Source organism: Micromonospora sp. NPDC049081 (assembly GCF_040648835.1).
Taxonomy (GTDB): domain Bacteria; phylum Actinomycetota; class Actinomycetes; order Mycobacteriales; family Micromonosporaceae; genus Micromonospora; species Micromonospora antibiotica.
Window position 1 is genome coordinate 72,264 of record NZ_JBEZEK010000007.1, and the last position, 17,915, is coordinate 90,178.

The 17,915-nt window shown below is 73.2% G+C and carries 17 protein-coding genes; 11 read left to right on the top strand and 6 right to left on the bottom strand.

Annotated features, from left to right (window positions below):
* Positions 1 to 50: 50 nt before the first annotated feature.
* The 4 genes from AB0B63_RS13100 to AB0B63_RS13115 form a co-directional block, all read right to left on the bottom strand.
* Positions 51 to 1,334, bottom strand: coding sequence for a citrate synthase (locus AB0B63_RS13100; RefSeq protein WP_208566328.1), 1,284 nt, complete (start codon positions 1,332 to 1,334; stop codon positions 51 to 53).
* Positions 1,335 to 1,558: 224 nt separating this feature from the next.
* Complete coding sequence (locus AB0B63_RS13105; protein ID WP_357017806.1) at positions 1,559 to 3,607, bottom strand: sulfatase-like hydrolase/transferase; 2,049 nt, start codon at positions 3,605 to 3,607, stop codon at positions 1,559 to 1,561.
* Positions 3,600 to 5,021, bottom strand: coding sequence for a methyltransferase (locus AB0B63_RS13110; RefSeq protein ID WP_357017809.1), 1,422 nt, complete (start codon positions 5,019 to 5,021; stop codon positions 3,600 to 3,602). The genes AB0B63_RS13105 and AB0B63_RS13110 overlap by 8 nt, the downstream gene beginning before the upstream one ends.
* Positions 5,022 to 5,035: 14 nt before the next feature.
* Positions 5,036 to 5,326 (bottom strand): hypothetical protein, encoded by a 291-nt coding sequence (locus AB0B63_RS13115; RefSeq protein WP_357018201.1) that lies wholly within the window; start codon positions 5,324 to 5,326, stop codon positions 5,036 to 5,038.
* A 244-nt stretch (positions 5,327 to 5,570) separates the two neighbouring features.
* On the opposite strand from AB0B63_RS13115, the gene AB0B63_RS13120 reads away from it, so the two are divergent.
* Positions 5,571 to 5,969 (top strand): VOC family protein, encoded by a 399-nt coding sequence (locus AB0B63_RS13120; protein WP_208566331.1) that lies wholly within the window; start codon positions 5,571 to 5,573, stop codon positions 5,967 to 5,969.
* 856 nt (positions 5,970 to 6,825) lie between these two features.
* On the opposite strand, the gene AB0B63_RS13125 is transcribed toward AB0B63_RS13120, so the two are convergent.
* Positions 6,826 to 7,038 (bottom strand): hypothetical protein, encoded by a 213-nt coding sequence (locus AB0B63_RS13125; protein ID WP_357017814.1) that lies wholly within the window; start codon positions 7,036 to 7,038, stop codon positions 6,826 to 6,828.
* A gap of 193 nt (positions 7,039 to 7,231) precedes the next feature.
* Positions 7,232 to 7,921 carry a helix-turn-helix domain-containing protein gene (locus tag AB0B63_RS13130; RefSeq protein ID WP_357017817.1) on the bottom strand — a complete coding sequence of 230 codons (690 nt, stop codon included), beginning with the start codon at positions 7,919 to 7,921 and terminating at the stop codon, positions 7,232 to 7,234.
* Between the two features lie 196 nt (positions 7,922 to 8,117).
* Here AB0B63_RS13130 and AB0B63_RS13135 point away from each other — a divergent pair, with 196 nt between their 5' ends.
* Genes AB0B63_RS13135 through AB0B63_RS13180 form a run of 10 tightly spaced genes read left to right on the top strand, consistent with a single transcriptional unit; the run spans position 8,118 to position 17,799 of the window.
* On the top strand, positions 8,118 to 9,128 hold the full coding sequence (locus tag AB0B63_RS13135; RefSeq protein ID WP_357017820.1) for an asparaginase: 1,011 nt from the start codon (positions 8,118 to 8,120) through the stop codon (positions 9,126 to 9,128).
* The gene (locus tag AB0B63_RS13140; RefSeq protein ID WP_357017822.1) at positions 9,125 to 10,156 is read left to right on the top strand and encodes an alcohol dehydrogenase catalytic domain-containing protein; all 1,032 of its coding nucleotides are present in this window, start codon (positions 9,125 to 9,127) and stop codon (positions 10,154 to 10,156) included. Before AB0B63_RS13135 ends, AB0B63_RS13140 begins: the two co-directional genes overlap by 4 nt.
* Complete coding sequence (locus AB0B63_RS13145; protein ID WP_357017825.1) at positions 10,153 to 11,589, top strand: MmgE/PrpD family protein; 1,437 nt, start codon at positions 10,153 to 10,155, stop codon at positions 11,587 to 11,589. The genes AB0B63_RS13140 and AB0B63_RS13145 overlap by 4 nt, the downstream gene beginning before the upstream one ends.
* Entirely contained in the window at positions 11,583 to 12,521 is a 939-nt protein-coding gene (locus tag AB0B63_RS13150; protein ID WP_208566335.1) for a polysaccharide deacetylase family protein, read from the top strand. The genes AB0B63_RS13145 and AB0B63_RS13150 overlap by 7 nt, the downstream gene beginning before the upstream one ends.
* A 2-nt stretch (positions 12,522 to 12,523) precedes the next feature.
* Entirely contained in the window at positions 12,524 to 13,315 is a 792-nt protein-coding gene (locus tag AB0B63_RS13155; protein ID WP_232377477.1) for an ABC transporter ATP-binding protein, read from the top strand.
* On the top strand, positions 13,312 to 14,172 hold the full coding sequence (locus tag AB0B63_RS13160; RefSeq protein WP_208566336.1) for an ABC transporter permease: 861 nt from the start codon (positions 13,312 to 13,314) through the stop codon (positions 14,170 to 14,172). Before AB0B63_RS13155 ends, AB0B63_RS13160 begins: the two co-directional genes overlap by 4 nt.
* Positions 14,169 to 15,248 carry an ABC transporter substrate-binding protein gene (locus AB0B63_RS13165; RefSeq protein ID WP_357017829.1) on the top strand — a complete coding sequence of 360 codons (1,080 nt, stop codon included), beginning with the start codon at positions 14,169 to 14,171 and terminating at the stop codon, positions 15,246 to 15,248. Before AB0B63_RS13160 ends, AB0B63_RS13165 begins: the two co-directional genes overlap by 4 nt.
* Complete coding sequence (locus AB0B63_RS13170) at positions 15,248 to 16,030, top strand: aldolase/citrate lyase family protein (RefSeq protein WP_208566338.1); 783 nt, start codon at positions 15,248 to 15,250, stop codon at positions 16,028 to 16,030. The genes AB0B63_RS13165 and AB0B63_RS13170 overlap by 1 nt, the downstream gene beginning before the upstream one ends.
* Positions 16,027 to 16,689 (top strand): SDR family oxidoreductase, encoded by a 663-nt coding sequence (locus AB0B63_RS13175; RefSeq protein ID WP_208566339.1) that lies wholly within the window; start codon positions 16,027 to 16,029, stop codon positions 16,687 to 16,689. The genes AB0B63_RS13170 and AB0B63_RS13175 overlap by 4 nt, the downstream gene beginning before the upstream one ends.
* A gap of 39 nt (positions 16,690 to 16,728) precedes the next feature.
* Positions 16,729 to 17,799, top strand: coding sequence for a LacI family DNA-binding transcriptional regulator (locus AB0B63_RS13180; RefSeq protein ID WP_208566340.1), 1,071 nt, complete (start codon positions 16,729 to 16,731; stop codon positions 17,797 to 17,799).
* Positions 17,800 to 17,915: the final 116 nt, after the last annotated feature.

The window sequence follows — 17,915 nt, forward strand, 5'->3', positions numbered from 1 at the left end:
AGAAGGCCGCCGACCCGCAGCGGGGTCGGCGGCCTTCGTCGTGACCGGGGTCAGCGCTGCGAGATCGCGGTGAACTCCCGCTCGGGCGCACCGGTGTAGATCTGCCGGGGCCGGCCGATCTTGGTCTCCGGGTCGCTGATCATCTCGCGCCACTGGGCGATCCAGCCGGGCAGCCGGCCCAGCGCGAACAGCACCGTGAACATCTTGGTCGGGAAGCCCATCGCCTTGTAGATCAACCCGGTGTAGAAGTCCACGTTCGGGTAGAGCCGGCGGGACACGAAGAAGTCGTCGGCGAGCGCGATCTCCTCCAGCTGCATCGCGATGTCCAGCAGCGGGTCCGGCTTGGCCATCCGGCCGAGCACGTCCTGGGCGGCCTTCTTGACGATGGCGGCCCGGGGGTCGTAGTTCTTGTAGACCCGGTGCCCGAAGCCCATCAGCTTGACGCCGTCCTGCTTGTCCTTGACCTTGCGGACGAAGGACGCGACGTCACCGCCGTCGGCCTCGATCTTTTCCAGCATCTCCAGCACGGCCTGGTTCGCCCCGCCGTGCAGCGGGCCGAACAGGGCGTTCACCCCGGCCGAGACCGAGGCGAAGAGGTTGGCGTTGCTGGAGCCGACCAGCCGGACGGTGGAGGTCGAGCAGTTCTGCTCGTGGTCGGCGTGCAGGACGAACAGCATGTCCAGCACCCGCGCCACCACCGGGTCGACCTCGTACGGCTCGGCGGGCACGCCGAAGTTCATCCGCAGGAAGTTCTCCACGTAGCCCAGGGAGTTGTCCGGGTACAGCAGCGGCTGACCGATGGACTTCTTGTAGGCGTACGAGGCGATGGTGGGGACCTTCGCCATCAGCCGGACCGTGGACATCTCCACGTGCTCGGAGTCGAACGGGTCCAGGCTGTCCTGGTAGAAGGTGGAGATGGCGCTGACCGCCGAGGACAGCACGGCCATCGGGTGGGCGTCCCGGGGGAAGCCGTCGAAGAACCGGCGCATCTCCTCGTGCAGCAGGGAGTGCCGCCGGATCCGCTCGCTGAACTCGCCCAGCTGCTGCTGGGTCGGCAGCTCACCGTAGATGAGCAGGTAGGAGACCTCCAGGAAGGAGGACTTCTCGGCCAGCTGATCGATCGGGTAGCCGCGGTACCGCAGGATGCCCGCGTCACCGTCGATGTAGGTGATCGCGGAAGAACAGGACGCGGTGTTCACGAAACCGGGGTCGTATGTTGTCATCCCGGTTTCCTTGAGCAACTTACTGACCCCGATGCCCGCAGGGCCCTCGACCGCGCCCTGCACCGGCATCGAAAGCTGCCCACCGGGGTGGTCGAGCTTGACTTCCGTCATGTGGTTCCTCGCTTCGCCGGCGAATCTTCGTTGAATTGCCTTCGCTTTTACCGTAATCGCGGTCGCGGGGATACCGCCCCCCGTGGTTCTGCGGTGAGGTATGCGTCACCCGATTCCCGACCCAGCGGCGCGGAAACCCCGCCGGGCCCGGGGGTACGGCCGGAGCCGGACACCGGTGACGGGACGCAGAAAAGCGGCGAAATGCCAGGAAATTGCACTAAAGCTTAGGAGAGGGTCAATCGACGCAGATCGCCGCCGCTGCCCACCCGGTAGATGTCCAACCGGTTCGCCCCGGCCCGGAACAGCCGGTCGTCGGGGAGGAACGCGGCGAACCGGCGACCCCCCCGGTCCGGGGGCACCACCGGCACGACCGCGCCGATGCGGCCGTTGACGGCCACCGCGAGCAGCGTGCCGTCGGGCACCTGCCCGGGCACGGTCCCCCACACCAGGGCCGGCAACTCCCCCGCCCCCGCATCGACGTGGTCGAACGCGCCCAGGTGCGCCACCGAGGCGGTACCACCCGACGGCTTCTCCCCCACCGTCGTGCCGACCAGCGGATGCGGGACGGGCGGCGCGGGACGGGCCGGCACCCCGCCGGGAAGGACCACCCGCTCACCGGGCTGGTCGTAGAAGAACTTCTCGGTACGCTCCCGGGGCGGCTGCTGCGCGGACCGGCCGTCGAGCCGCCACGGGACCCGGACGTGCACCTCGTCGGCGATGGTGGGCAGCAGGTCCACGTGCTCCCAGTTGCGGTCGTCGACCCGACCGGCACGCTGACCGGGCTCCTTGACGAACAGCGGCACCCAGGCCACCTCGCCGGGCGCGTGCGTGATCGCGCCCATCCCCCGGCCCTGCCAGTCCGGGGCGAAACTCACCCCGTGGTCGGCGGTGAGCACGACCAGCGACCTGTCGTACAGGCCGGAGGCGCGCAGCGTGCGCAGCGTCTCGCCGACCAGCCGGTCGGTGTACCGCAACTGGGCCAGGTGCCGGGCCCGGGCCAGTTCCGCCCAACCCGCGCCGTCGTTGGGCAGGTCGTCCGGTGCGTCGTAACGCGCCCCGGACGGCAGGTACACCCAAGGGGCGTGCGGCATCAGCAGGTGCAGGAAGTGCAGGGTCGGCCGGTCGGACGGGCGCAGCCCGGCCAGGAAAGCGGTGAACCGGGCCGGCTGGTTGTCGTTCAGGCTGTCCCAACGGAACTTCGGGTCGGCCGGGACCGGTTCGGCGGCGTCCAGGCCCACCTCGGCGGCGGTCTGCTCCCGGTAGGACTCCTGCGGGTCGACCCGGCTGTCCACCGGGGCGGCGATGCGGCCCAGCAACGCCCCGCTCTCCCGCACCAGCACGCCGAGCCCCTGTTCGGGGGCGACCGGCTGGTCACAGCGGCTGGGCGGGCAGAGCCGGGTGATGCTCTCCTGGGCCCGGATGTCGTACAGGCCGCCGAGGGCGGTGAACAGGTTGTCCGGGTACTGCGAGTAGTGCGGGGCCGCCGGGGTCGACGGGTAGCGGCCGGTCAACATCGCCGGCAACGCGTACGGCGTCCACCCGCTGACGCCGGTGGCGTTGCGGTACCAGGTGGAGCCGCCGGCCAGCTCGGCGAAGTTCGGGTAGCGGGCCGCGTCGATCCGTCCGTCCGGACCGAGCAGCGACACCAGCGGCAACTCGTCCAGGACGATCATGACGACCGGCGGGTGCGAGCCCGGGCCGGCGACCCCGGCGGCACCCTCGTGCGCGCGGGGCAGCACCACCGCCGAGGCGGGCGAGGCGAACAGGAACAACCCGACGAAGACGACCGGTCCGACGGCGGCCACCCGCAACACCCGGCCGGGCAGCGACCAGCGCCGGTGTGCCACCGCCCCGGCCGCCCCGGCCAGCACCGCCACCATGACCAGCGGTACGCCCCGCAGCGTCGTCACCTGCCGGCCCACCTGCACGGCCAGCCCGGCCAGCAGCAGCCCGACGAGCACCGTGTGGGCCCCGGCCCGGACCCGGGCCCCGGCCAGCCGGGTCGCCGCCCCGAGCAGCACCACGGCGAGGCCGGGCACCACCGCGACCAACGCCACCAGCGTGAGCACGTCCCCGCTGCCGGCCCGGTGGAACAGGAAGAAGTCGGGGCTGCGCCCGAGCACGTCGAGCAACGGCTGGGTGACCACCAGGCCGACCAGGGCGACCAGCTCCGCCGCCCGGCGCAGCTCGACCCGCCGGGTGGACGGCGCGCTCCGCTCATCCGGCGCGGGCGGCGCGACGGGCTCGGTCCGGGTGAGGGTCGGCTCAGTCACCCACCACCACCTGGTAGAGCGTCCGGGTGCCGGAGGGCAGTTCGCACCGACGCTCGATCCGGCAGTGGGCGGTCAGCAGCCGGGTGAACTCGTCGCGCCGGTAGTCGGGGAAGATCCCGGCCGGCTTGTTCGCCAGCAGCCGCCGCGCCATCGGGTCCTGCGGATCGACGAACTCCACCACCAGCCGACCACCGGGACGGACGTACCCGACCAGCTGGTCGACCACCTCGGGCAGCGGCACGTTGTGGCCGATCGCCAGGTGGTGCACGACGGCGAGGGCGAGCACCACGTCGGCGTGGGCCCGGGCGGCGAACCCGGCCCGCTCCACGCCCCGCCAGCCGCCGCCGGGTGACGGGTCGGCCAGGTCCATCACCAGCGGCAGGATCCGCCGGTCACCCTCGGCACGCAGCGCCCGGTAGAGGGTGTCGACCACGGCCGGGTCCTGCTCGACGGCGACCACCTGGGCGGCGTGCCGGGCGGCGATCCGGGCGTACCGGCCGTCGTTGGCGCCCAGGTCGAGCGCCAGCCGGGGGGTGCCGCCCGCCGCCACCGCCGCCTCGACGAAGCTCTCCTTGGCCGCCCGGTCCGCCGTGGTGTAGCCGCAGGTGCGCGGGTAGTCGACCCAGTGGCTGCCGGCCACCCGACGGTCCAGCCGACTGACCAGCCGCGTCAACCGTCGTACGGTGGCCAGGGCCAGCTGGCGGGAGTAGCCCGCGTCGCGCAGCTGGGCGGCGACGGCGCTGCTGCTCGCGTCGGCGTTGCGGGCCTGCATCGCGCCGTGCAGGTGCACGTGCGTGGGCACCCCGGGCAGCAGCCGGCGCACGCCCCGGAACAACGGTCGGAGCTGATCGGGGGTGATGCCGTCGACCCGGGCCCGCAGCCAGGGCTGGAAGTCCACCCCGAGGTGGGCCTGGAGCAGCAGCGGATAGAGCAGGGTCTGGCAGAACTGCCGGTAGCCGGCCCACGGCTCGCCCTCGGTCAGCGGCGTGAACGAGCCGATGTCGATGAAGACCGGGGTGGCCCCCCGCCACTGGAGGTTGTAGGCCGAGCCGTCCTTGACGGTGAACCCCGCCTCCAACGCCCGACGCAGGATCTCCAGGTGCAGCAGGGCGGCGTCGCGCAACATGCCGAACGACCACTCGTACGGGTGCGAGACGAACGGGATGCGCTCGTGCCGCAGCACCGTGGTCCACCCGGTGTCCGGCAGCGTCGCCGGGTCCACCGCCGAGGTGGCGCATACCTTGCCCTCGGCGAGCAGCGCGGCGAAGAACCCGCTGGCCGCGAGGGCCTGCCAGTCGGCGGTGCCCTGCGGGCCCAGCCCGCGCAGCACCTGTTCGCCCAGGTGGAAGACCCGGTTGGCGGGGTCGCGGAAGGAGCCGGGTTCGGCCCGGATCCCGAGGTCGGCGGTGGTCATCCGTGCGCCGGCCGTCAGTTGCCGGCGGGCTGTCGCGGTTGCCGGTCGGTCCGGGTGGCCTCGGCGGGTACGGAGGGGTGCCGCCCGGTCGCGGCCGGTTGCCGCCCGGTCGCGTTGGCCTCGGCCTGCCCGGCGGGTTGGCCGGGTGGACGGGCCTCGACGGGTTCGGTGGGCTGGCGACGGAAGCGGGCCGCCACCCGCCGCCAGTAGAGCTTGGCGGCGACCGCTGCGCCCGCTGTTCCGCCGACCACCGCCTGCACGATCAGACTGCCGGATCCCGCGTCCAGGTAGGCCAGGTGCATCATCGGCCGCTCCCTTCCCTCGCCGTCATGGACCGCCGACAGGCACGCCGTTACGAGGCATTTGAACCTGAAAGGCGGTTTTCTCCCCTGACACCGTACGTCGTCCGGTCCCCGCGCGAGGGGCACATGGATCAGGCCGGGCCGGTAGTCCGTCCCGGCCGTCGTCCGGTCCCGCGCGAGGGGCACGTGGTTTCCTCGGTCCGTTCCGTTCAAGACCCCGGGTCGGGCACCGACCTAACCTGGACCCATGACGCCCCGCTTCGATCTCATCGGCACCGCGGTCAACGACATGGCCCGCACCCTGGACTTCTACCGCCGGCTCGGGCTCGACATCCCCGCCGACGCCGACCACGAGGACCACGTCGAGGTCACCCTGCCGGGTGGGCTGCGGCTGGCCTGGGACACCGTGACGATGCTGCGCGGCTTCCACCCCGACTGGACGCCACCCAGCGGCAGCCCGCGCGCCAGCCTCGCCTTCCGCTGCGCCGACCCGGCCGAGGTGGACCGGTACTGGACCGCGCTGACCGACGCGGGCTTCCACGGCGAGATCGCCCCCTGGGACGCCTTCTGGGGCCAGCGGTACGCCGTCCTGCACGACCCGGACGGCAACGGCGTCGACCTCTTCGCCCCGCTCGACCCGAGCTGACCACGGCGGCCACGGATTTGCCGGCATTCCCACCTGCTGCCGGCCGGACGGCGTGGTAACCGAAACCGAGAAGACCCGGCTCACGCCACCACTGCCCGCGCCACCGCCCCACAGGGCCACCGCCCCACAGGGCCACCGCCACGCGCGGCCACCGCCTGCCCCGCCACATCCCCCGCACCACCACAGCCCACACGGCCACTCCCGCGCACCACCACAGCCCGCGCGGCCATTTTCCCGCTCCACCACAGCCTGAGCGGCCACTCCCCCGCACCACCACAGCCCGCACGGCCACTCCCCCGCACCACCACAGCCCGCGCCCCCGCGCCACACTGCCCGGGACGCCACCCGGATGCAGGATCCTGCCGGGAGCGGGACCAGGCGTGGTGCTGTTCGGGTCCTTTCGAGCTGATGACGTCAACGATTCACTCGACCGGCCCGCCCACCGACTACGCCGCTGCCGGGCCGGTTCGGTCAGCTCGACCGGCCCGCCCACCGACTACGCCGCTGCCGGGCCGGTTCGGGCAGGCGGAGCGGGGAGAACGAGGACAGAACCGGCCCGCCACCCTCTCATCCCCGAGCCGACACCGTCGGTCGGTGGCGTCATCAGCCCTCCCCTCCGACGCCGACGCCGACCGGCGGGCGTGGAAGGTCCTGGAGAAACTGGCGAGGATTCCGGACGACCAGGGCGGAAAGCATGGTGGTGACCGACGAGGACTCCGGACGACCAGGGCGGAGGCAGGGTGGTGAGTCGTTTGGGTCATCAGCTCGAAAGGGCCCGGACAGCACATGGTCAGCCGGGCTGTCCGCCGGTCCGGGCAGCGGTCCGGCGGGCGACGAACGGGCGACGGTCCGGCGCTCAGTGCGCCGGCCGGAGCACCGGAATCGTCTCGATCAGCCCGATGATGCCCGCCGTGGCCCGGCGTCCGCTGGCGGCCCTTCCGCAACGGACTTCCGGGCCATCGCCCGGCCACGCTTGCCCAGCACCCAGCATCCAGCACCCGGCGACCACGACGTGACTGACGACCGACACCCCGTCCATCGTCGCGCCGATGTCGACGAAGCCGCCCACGGCCGCCGAGGCACCGGATGACGGGCAGCGCAGACCAACGGCAACGGGCACTACCGGGCAACGGTCAACACCAGGCACACCCCGGCAACGGGCACTACCGGGCAACAGGCAGCGTCAGGCAACGCCCTGGCGACGGGCACTACCGGGTGACGGGCAGCGCGGGTCAAGGGGCACCACTGCCGACGGGGCGGGGTCACCGGGCGAGCAGGGTGGTCGGTGTGACTCCGGCCAGGTCCCGGGCGTCGCGGGTGAAGTGGGCCTGGTCGGCGTAGCCGGCACGGGCAGCCACCTCGGCCAGGCCGACCCCGCGACCTGCCAGGGCGAGGGCGCGGCGCAGCCGCAGGATGCGGGCGAGGGTCTTCGGGCCGTACCCGAAGAGGGCCTGACTGCGTCGGTGCAGGGCGCGTGGGCCGAGGCCGACCTCGGCGGCGGTCGCGGTGACCGTGGCGCCGGCGGCGAGCAGGGCGGCCACCCGGGGGCCCAGCGGGTCCGCGCCGCCCACCCGGGCGAGCCGGTCGGCCGCCACCGTGGCCAGGTCGGCCGCGGTGGGCGACGCGCCGAGTTGGTCGGCGAGCCGGAGCGCGGTCCGCCCCCAGAGGGCGTCGAGGGGCACCCGCCGGTCGCGCAACTCGTCGGCGGGGACACCGAAGACGGCCGGGCCCAGCCCGGGCGGTAGCCGGACACCACGCCACCGCTCCCCCTGCCGGGACAGGCTCAGGTAGGCCGTGCGGTCCGGCCCGGCGACCAGCAGGCCCGCCCGGCTCGACCAGAGCAGGTCCAGGCAGCCATCGGGCAGCACCCGCGTCGGCGCGGCATCCGGTCGACTCTCGCTCGCCCATAGCACCGCGCCGGCGATCACCTCGGCAGGCCGTTCCCGGTACACGGACCCAGCCTGCCACGCCACCGGCCGGGGACCGCGCCACGCCACCGGCCACCGGCCCGAACCGGACGACGGCGGACACCGAAACAGGACGGACACCGGGCCGTCACCTGGCAGATCGCCATCGCATAACTTCCTCGCTTCCGCGTTCCCGCAGCTCTTGTGCAGGGCGAACGTTTGTGCAACTGTCATCACCCAGTTGAGCAATCGTTTGCGCAAGGGGGTGTGGCTGGTGCGGATCGCGGTTCTGGCAACCGGTGGGACGATCGCGTCGCGGTGGGACCCCGACGAGGGCCTGGCCGTGACCGACTCCGTCACGGACCTGCTGAAGAACGTCACCGTCCCGGCCGGCGTGGAGATCCACGGCTTCGACCTGTCCTGCCGGCCGAGCTTCGCGCTCTCCCTGGACGACATGCTCGGCACCGTCCGGGCCGTCCGGGCCAAGCTCGCCGACGGGTTCTCCGGCGTCGTCGTCACCCACGGCACCGACACGCTGGAGGAAGCCGCCTACCTGACCGGGCAGCTCACCGGCCCCGACGCCCGCGTCGTGCTGACCGGCGCGCAACGCAGCGCCGACGAGCCCGACTCCGACGCCGGACGCAACCTCGTCGACGCGATCCGGGTCGTCGCCGCCCCGCAGCCGGTCGGCGCGGCGACGGTCATGGGCGGGGTCGCCTACGCCGCGGTGGAGAGCCGCAAGGTGCACACCTCGGCGGTGTCGGCGTTCTCCGGTGGAACGGCCGGGGTGCTGGCCCTGGTCGACCCGGACGGCGTGCTCCGCGTCTCCACCGCCGCCCGGGGCAGCCACTACGCCGACCGACCGGTCCCCACCGCACTTCCCCGGGTGGACCTGGTCAAGCTCGTCGCCGGTGTGGACGGCACCCACCTGAACGCGTCGCTGCACGCCGGTGCCGCCGGCATCGTGGTCGAGGCGTTCGGCGCGGGCAACGCCCCACCCGCGGTCGCCGAGGCCCTCGCGGAGGCCGGCCGACGCGGCGTACCCGTGGTCATCACCAGCCGGACCGGGGCGGGCCGGGTCCGCCCGGTCTACGCCGGCGGCGGGGCGACCCTCGCCCGCGCCGGCGCGCTCTTCGCCGGAGACCTCACCGGCACCCAGGCCCGGGTGGCGTTGGCCCTCGCCCTGGCCGTCGAAGAACCCGGCGCCGTACCGGCAGCCCTGCGCACCATGGTGGAAGGACGTCACGCGTGAAGACCGAAGCAGTGACCATGAACGGGTACGGCGGCCCCGAGACGCTCACCCTCACCGAGGTCGACCTACCCGAACCCGGCCCCGACGAGGTCCTGCTGCGGGTGCTGGCGGTCGCCGTCAACCACCTCGACGCCGACCTGCGCAGCGGGGTGTCCCGGATGCCGCTGCGGCTGCCACACGTGCTCGGCCGGGAGGTCGTCGGCGTGGTCGAGCAGCTCGGCTCCCGGGTCACCGACCGGGCCCCGGGCGACCGCGTGCTGGTGCTGCCCAACACGCCCTGCGGGACCTGTCCCCGTTGCCTGGGCGGCCGGGCCAACCTCTGCCCGAACGCCGACATGCCCGGCATCACCAGGTGGGGCGGCTACGCCCGGCACGCGGTGGCCCCGGCGCGCGGCCTGCTCGACATCGGCGACCTCGACCCGGTGGTCGCCGCCTCCACCCCGATCTCCTTCGGCACCGCCTGGCGCACCCTGTACTCCATCGGTCGACTCGCCCCCGGCGAGTGGGTCCTCGCCCCGGGCGCCGCCGGTGGGCTCGGGCACGCGGTGGTGCAGCTCGCCAAGCTCGGCGGCGCCCGGGTGGTCGGCCTCATCGGCGACCCGGCGAAGGCCGACTTCGTCTCCTCGCTCGGCGCGGACGCGGTGCTGAGCACCCGGAATCCCGACTGGGCCGCCGAGGCCCGGGAGATCACCGGGGGCGCGGGCTTCGACGTGATCGTCGAACACATCGGCGGCGACGTCTTCGAGGCCGCGCTGGGCACCCTCGCCCCCACCGGCCGGCTGATCGTCGGCGGCGGCCACGCCGGGGAGCACCCGCACCTCGACCTCATCGAGACCTTCCGCAACGAGTACGAGCTGCGCGGCTCGCGCAGCCAGCGTCCCGACGAGATCGCCCGGGTGCTGGGGCTGGTCGCGGCGGGACAGCTCGCCCCCCGGGTCGACGCGGTCCTGTCGTTGGCCGACGCCGGCCGGGCCCACCAGGCGCTCGCCGACCGGCGGGTGCTCGGCAAGCAGGTGATCACACCGTGACCGACCACCGGCGGGGGGATGCCCGCGGCGACGTGCTGGCCACGCTCGTCGCCGGTGCCGTCGAGGCCGCCGACACGCTGCTGGCCACCGGCACTGGACAGGTGCTGGTCCGGCAGGTGGCCGCCCGGCTGACCGCCAACGCCGTCGCGGCCCGGGGGCACCTGCCCTCCGGGCTCGACACCCCCGGCGACCCGCACGGCCGGTGCACGCTGCTGGCCGCCCCGGGCGGGACGGACGAGCCGGCACGGGCGGCGGCGGTGACGGCGGCGGCGATCACCGTCAGCCAGTGCGACGAGGGCCTGCGCGAATCCCGGGGGCACCCCGGGCTGCACGCGTACGCCGCCGCGCTGGCCGCCACCGAAGCCGACGACCACAGCCTGCGGGTGTTCCTGCGGGCGCTGGCGGTCGGCTGGGAGGTGGGCGCCCGGCTCGGTCTGCTCCTCGGCGCACCCCGCCCCGGGGTGCACCCGCACGGTGGGTGGGGCACCGGGGCGGCGGCGGCCGCCGCCGGGATCGTCACCGGTCAGGACACCGCCGGGGTCACCGACACGGTGAACCTGGCGCTGACCGTGGCGCTGGCCGGGCCCGAGGCCGACACCCGGCGGGGACACGCCGCCCACTACCTGCTGCCCGCCCTCGGCACCGCCAACGGGCTGACCGTCGCCCGGCTCGCCGACGCCGGGTTCCCGGCCACCGGTCCGGCGCTGCCGCACCTCGCCCGGACCGTCCACCACGGCGGCACCGACCGGCCGGTGGACGGCGCGCTGGGATCCCGACCGCTGCTGCCGGACGCCTACTACAAACCGGTGGGGGTCTGCGCGCACACCCTGACCGGGTGGACGGTGGCCCGCGCGATGGCCCGGGACCTGACGGCCGACGAGGTGGCGACGGTGACCGTGGACACCTACGCGGGCGCGGCCCTGCTCGCCGAGCGTCGTCCGGTCGGCCGGCTGGCCCGCCAGTTCAGCATCCCGTGGGTGGTCGCCTGCGGGCTGGTCGGCAGCGACCCGGGTGCCCCGGACGGGCCGGCGGACGACCGGCGGGCCCGCGCGGCCCGCCTCGCCGAGCGGGTGACCGTACGCCACGACCCCGGGCTGGACCAGGGATATCCGGCGGGCCGACCGGCGGTGGTGGAGGTGACCACCCGCAGCGGGGCCCGGCTGACCGGGCGGGCCCGGTTCCACCACGGTGACCGGGAGGACCCGATGACGGCCGGCGAGATGGCCGCCGTGGACGCCGCGCTGCTGCGTACGCCGGGGGTGCCGGCGGGGGCGGCCGAGCTGCTGCACGGGCTGACCCGGGCCCCCGGGGCGACCCGACTGCGAGACCTCACCGCGCTGGTGCGGGGTGGGGCACCGAATCCGAACGGCGGCCCGCCGCCGGTTCCCGCTGGGCCCGGCCCATCCGGCAGAAAGGACATGACGTCATGGTGATCAGAGTCGAACCCGGCACCGAGCGGGACTTCATCGGCTACGGCGCGGACCTGCCCCGCGTCGAATGGCCCGGTGGTGCCCGGGTGGCGGTGAGCCTGTGCCTCAACTACGAGGAGGGCGCCGAGCACAGCCTCCTCGACGGCGACAGCGTCAACGAGTGGGTCGGCGAGATCTCGTACACGCCGACCAGCGCCGAGCACCGTGACCTGTCCCAGGAGTCGGTCTACGAGTACGGCAGCCGGGCCGGGGCGTGGCGGTTGCTGCGGCTGTTCGACCGCACGCAGACCCCGGTGACCGTCTACGGCTGCGCCGAGGCGCTGGCCCGTAACCGGCCGCTGACCAAGGCGTTCGTCGACGCCGGGCACGAGATCTGCTCGCACGGTCTGCGCTGGCGGGAGCCGTCGGGGATGACCGAGGACGAGGAACGCGCGGAGATCCGGCAGGCGGTGGCGACGATCACCGAGCTGTCCGGGGAACGCCCGGTCGGCTGGTACTCCCGGTACGCCCCGTCGGACCGCACGCGGCGGCTGCTGGTCGAGGAGGGCGGCTTCCGCTACGACTCCAACGCCTACAACGACGACCTGCCGTACTGGGTGCAGGTGGCCGATCAGCGGCACCTGGTGGTGCCGTACACCCACACCTACAACGACGGCCGGTTCGCCTTCAGCCCCGGCTACGGCAACCCGACGGACTTCTTCGAGAACTGCCGGCGGGGCATCGAGTACCTGTGGGAGGAGGGCGAGACCTCCCCCAAGATGATCTCGATCGGGCTGCACGCCCGGCTGATCGGCCAGGCCGGGCGGGCCTCCGCGCTGCGTGACCTGATCGCCTGGGCGCAGGACCTGCCCGGCGTCTGGTTCGCCAGGCGACGCGACATCGCCGACTGGTGGCACCACAACTACTCCGACCTGCCGGCCCACGGAGGGCAGTGACCATGCGCATCGAGATCGACAACGTGGCCAAGGGCTATCCCCGGGCCGACGGGAGCCGACTGTCGGTGGTCGGCAGCCTCAGCACCACGATCGAGGCGCAGGAGTTCGTCTGCGTGATCGGGCCCAGCGGGTGCGGCAAGTCGACGCTGCTCGGCCTGCTCGGCGGGCTGCGCCGGCCGGACGACGGGGAGATCCGCTTCGTCGGCGAGCGCACCGCCGCCGGCCCGCTCACCTCGATCGTCTGGCAGGACTACGCGCTGATCCCCTGGCGCTCCATCGCCGACAACGTCGGCTTCGGGCTGGAGCTGCGCGGGGTGCCCGCCGCCCGGCGGCGCGAGGTGGCCCGGGAGCACCTGACGATGATGGGCATCGAGGCGTTCGCCGACAACAAGCCGCACGAGTTGTCCGGCGGGATGCGCCAGCGGGCCGGGATCGCCCGGGCCCTGGCCAGCGACCCCGAGGTCCTGCTGATGGACGAGCCGTTCGCGGCGGTGGACGCCCAGACCCGGACCCTGTTGCAGGACGAGCTGCTCCAGGTCTGGTCGAAGCACCGCAAGACGGTCCTGTTCATCACGCACAGCATCGAGGAGGCGCTGCTGCTGGCGGACCGGATCATCGTGCTCGGGCCCCGGCCGACCCGGGTGGTCGAGGAGATCCGGGTGCCGTTCCCCCGGCCGCGTACCCGCGACGTCGAGTTGGACCCGCGGTTCACCGAGTTGAAGCGCCACCTGTGGGCGCAGTTGCGGGACGCCACCCTGGCGGCCGAGTGGGCGGAAGCGAAGGGGGACCGATGAGCGAGCAGAGCGTGCCGACCCGGGAGCGGGCGCCCGACGAACCCGTGGTCCGCTACGCGGTGGACCCCCGCGCGGAACGCCCGCCGGGTCGCGGCTTCAAGCTGCTCAGCAGCGGTCTGGGCAGCATGGTGCCGGTGGTCGTGGTGCTGGCGCTGTGGCAGGGCGGCAGCATGGCCGGGCTGATCGACAAGACCTTCTTCCCGGCCCCGTCGGAGTGCGTGCAGGCCCTGGTCGAGCTGTTCTCCTCCGGGGAGCTGCTGCCCAACGTCGGGATCACCGCCCAGCGCATCCTGCTCGGTTTCCTGCTCGGGGTGATCCCGGCGACGCTGCTGGGCATCGCGATGGGACGGTCGCGGTGGGTTCGGGTGCTGATCGATCCGCTGATCGCCATCACGTACCCGATCCCGGTGGTGGCGATCCTGCCGCTGCTGCTGGTCATCTTCGGCACCGGCGGACGGCCGATCGTGGTGCTCGCCGGGATCATCTCGTTCTTCCCGGCGGTGGTGAACGCGATGTCCGGGGTGCTCCAGGTCGACGAGCGGCTGATCCTGATGGCCCGCAACCTGGGCGCCGGCCGGCAGCAGATCCTCTGGAAGATCGTGCTGCCGGGCGCCCTGCCGTCCATCTTCGCCGGCATCCGGCTGGCCGCGGGGCTGGCCCTGCTGGGCACGATCGCCGGTGAGTTCCTCGCCGCCAGTGACGGCGTCGGGTCGATGACCTGGCGGTACTGGCAGATCTATCAGATCGACAACATGTACGCCACGCTCGCGGTGATCGCGGCGATGGGCTTTTTCCTCACCACGGTGACGCTGCGCGTGCAGCGGCGCTTCTTCAGCTGGACGGAGGGCCAATCATGACAATCAAGCAAAAAGGTGTCATCGCCGCGCTGTTGGGGGCGAGCCTGCTGCTCGGCACCGCGGCCTGCGGTGACGACGCGGAGTCGAAGGGCGCCGACGGCACCGACAAGGTGACGGTCAACTCGCTGGAGATCCTCTCGCTGGCGCCGATGATGGTGGCCGACGCGAAGGGCTTCTTCGGTAAGCACCAGGTCGAGGTGGAGTTCAGCAACGCCGACATCTACTCCCGGCTCGCGGTGCAGGGTCAGGGCAAGCTGGACGTGAACATCCCGGGCACCGGTGGCGCGCTGTTCAACGCGGTCAACCAGGGCCTGCGGGTGCGGGCGGTGGCCGACCGGCAGCAGTACCGGTGTGCGTCGGACAACCTCCTGCTGGCCCGTACCCAGGCCTTCGACGGCGGCCTGAAGAGCGTGGCCGACCTCAAGGGCAAGAAGGTCGCCATCCTGGCCAAGGGTTCGACCACCGAGTACTGGCTGGACCGGGCGCTGGGTGAGGTCGGGTTGAAGCAGTCCGACCTGGGGCAGATCGTCACCCTGAGCTACCCGGACACGGCCAACGCGCTCAAGAGCGGTGCGGTGGACGCCGGCTTCGTGGTGCAGCCGCTGGCGTACCAGCTCATCACCGACGGGCAGGCCAAGCGGGTGCTGGCGATGAACGAGGTGGCGCCCAACCAGGAGCAGGGCCTGATCACCATGTCGCAGGACTTCATCAGCAAGCGGCCCGAGGTCGCGGCCCGGTGGATGGCCGGCTGGCTGGAGGGCGTGCGCTACTACCAGGACCCGGCCAACAAGGACGACGTCATCAAGATCGTGGCTGAGCGGACCAAGGTGCCGGCGGAGACGATCACCAAGCTGTACGGCACCGACCAGTGGCCGTACATGGACCCGAACGGTCGGGTGGACACCGCCACGGTGACCGCCGAGGACGGCAAGTGGCTGCTCGACAACAAGATCATCGAAAAGTTGCCGGAGGTCGGTGAGTGGCACGACGGTTCCGTCGTCGACGCCGCCCTGAAGATCGTCGGCGAGGTGCCGGCCAACCGCGACTGCGGCGGCGTGCAGAAGCTGGAGTCCTGATGTATCCCCGTCCGAGCCGGCTGGCCGAGGTGCTGCGCGACGGTGGCGTCGCCCTCGGCAGCCTGACCCTGCTCCAGGAACCGGCGATCGGCGAGATCCTCGGCGCCCTCGGCTACGACTTCCTGGTCGTCGACACCGAGCACGCCGCGGCCGACGAGCAGAGCGTGCTGGCGATGGTCCGGGCGGCCGGCTCGGCGGGGACCACCCCGCTGGTCCGGCTGCGCCGGATCGAGGAGAAGGACCTGCTCTGGTCCCTGGACAGCGGCGCCGGTGGGGTGGTGCTGCCGCTGGTGGAGACCGGCGCGCAGGCCGTCGAGGCGGCCCGGCTGACCCACTACCCGCCGGTCGGTGACCGGACGCTGTGCTCGGCGGCGCGGGCCGCCGGGCACGGCACCGCCCGGGGCGACTTCGACCGCTACCTGACCTGGGCCGGGCAGAACACCACCGTCGTCGCCCTGGTCGAGACCCCGGCCGGGCTGGCCAACCTGGACGACATCCTCGCCGCCGACCTCGACGTGCTGATGCTCGGGCGGGCCGACCTGTCGGTCAAGCTGGGCCTGGGCTACCAGCCCACCCACCCGGAGGTGGAGAAGCACGCGGTCGACTTCGTCGAGCGGGTCGTCGCCGCCGGCCGGGTCGCCGGCATGCTGGCCTACTCCGCCGAGGAGGCCCGCCGCTGGATCGACCGGGGCGTCCGCTTCGTCGTCTACTCCCAGCCGGAGATGCTGCTCTCCGACGCCTACCGGCGGGCCCGCGACGAGATCCTCGGCGGTACGTCGTGAGCCTGCTGGTGACCGGCGGGGCCAGCGGCATCGGCGCGGCGGTGGTCGCCGCCGCCCGCGCCCGGGGCGAGACGGTGCACGTGCTGGACGTCTCCACCGGCGTGGACGCCGCCGACCCGGTCGCGGTGGGCGAGTTCGTCGACGCGATCGGCACCCCGCGCCGGGTGGCCCACCTGGCTGGGGTGGTCAGCTCCGGTGGCATCGAACAGACCAGCCTCGCCGAGTGGGAACGCACCCTGCGCAACAACCTCACCGCCGCGTTCGTCGTCAGCCAGGCCGTGGTGCCCCGGATGGCGGCGGCCGGCGGCGGGTCGCTGGTGCTGATGAGCAGCCTCAACGCCCGTGACGGCGGCACCCGGCTGTCGGGCACGGCGTACGCGGCGGCGAAGGCGGGGGTGCTGGGCCTGATGCGGCACCTGGCCGTCGACTTCGGACCGCAGGGGGTACGGGTCAACGCCGTCGCGCCCGGCCCGGTGGCCACCCCGATGCACGACCGGCTCACCGCCGAGCAGAAGGCGGGTCTGCGGGCCCGGATGCCGCTGGGCCGGGTCTCCTCGGCACAGGAGATCGCCGACATCGTGCTGTTCCTGCTCTCCGATTCCTGCGCCACGGTCACCGGCATGACCTTCGATGTGAACGGGGGCAGTCATCTCAGCTAGGTTGCCGGGTACGGGTACCGGTCCGGCACGGGAGGCACAGTGAACAAACGGGTGACCCTGCGCGATGTCGCCAGCCTCACCGGGGTGCACGTCTCCACGGTCTCCCGGGTGCTGCGCGGCGACGACGTGCGGGTCGCCCCGGCGACCGCGACCCGGATCGTGGAGGCCGCCAAGCAGCTCGGGTTCCACCGGGACCGCTGGGCGGCCAGCCTGCGAAGCGGCAAGACCGGGGTGATCGGCGTGCTGGTCCCCCGGATCACCGACATCGTGCTGGCCACCGTCTTCGAGGGCATCGACGCCGCCGCTGCCGCCGCCGGCTACCAGGCGGTGGTCAGCAGCAGCTGGGACGACGACGAGGCGCGGGCGCTGCGCATCCAGCGGTTGATCGGGGAACGGGTGGACGGGCTGATCATCGGTGACGCCCGCCGCAACGACCCGATGCTGGCCCGGCTGGCCGCCGACGGGGTGCCGTTCGTGCTGGTCAGCCGGGCCTCCCGGGGTTTCCCGTCGGTGACCGGCCGGGACCGCCTCGGTGGGCGGCTCGCCGCCGAGCACCTGATCGACGTGGGCTGCCGGCGGCTGGCGGTGATCGCCGGCCCCGGCCACGCCAGCACCTCCGCCGACCGGGTCGCGGGCTTCCTCGCCGCGGCGAAGGCCCAGGGCGTCCCGGTCGACCCCCGGTGGGTCGCACCGTCCACCTTCGACGTCGCCGGTGGGGCCTCGGCGATGGCCGGGCTGCTGGGCTCCGGTCGTCCCGACGGGGTCTTCGCGGTCAACGACTTCGCCGCGATCGGCGCGATGGGCACCCTGCGCGACCACGGCCTGCGGGTCGGTCGGGAAGTGGCGGTGGTCGGGTACAACGACATCGACGTGGACGCCCAGCTCCTGGTGCCGCTCACCTCGATCCGTACCCCGCTGCGGGACATGGGCTCGCAGGCGCTGCACGCCCTGCTCACCCTGCTCGACTCGGGCAGCACCACGTCGGTGCGGCTGGCCCCGGAGCTGGTCGTCCGGGCGACCACCGCCGACTTCCTCCCCGACGCGACGAGGGCGGTGGCGGGTACCGTCGCGCTGCCGGCGGTGTCCCGGGTGGGCACACCGCTGAACTGACGGCCGCCCGGCGGGCCCGGTCGGCCGGCACCCGCCGTGCCGCGCGGACCGGATCCGCCCGTGCCCCGCGCCACCCGGACCAGGTCCGCCCGGTCCGGATCCGCCCGTGCCCCGCG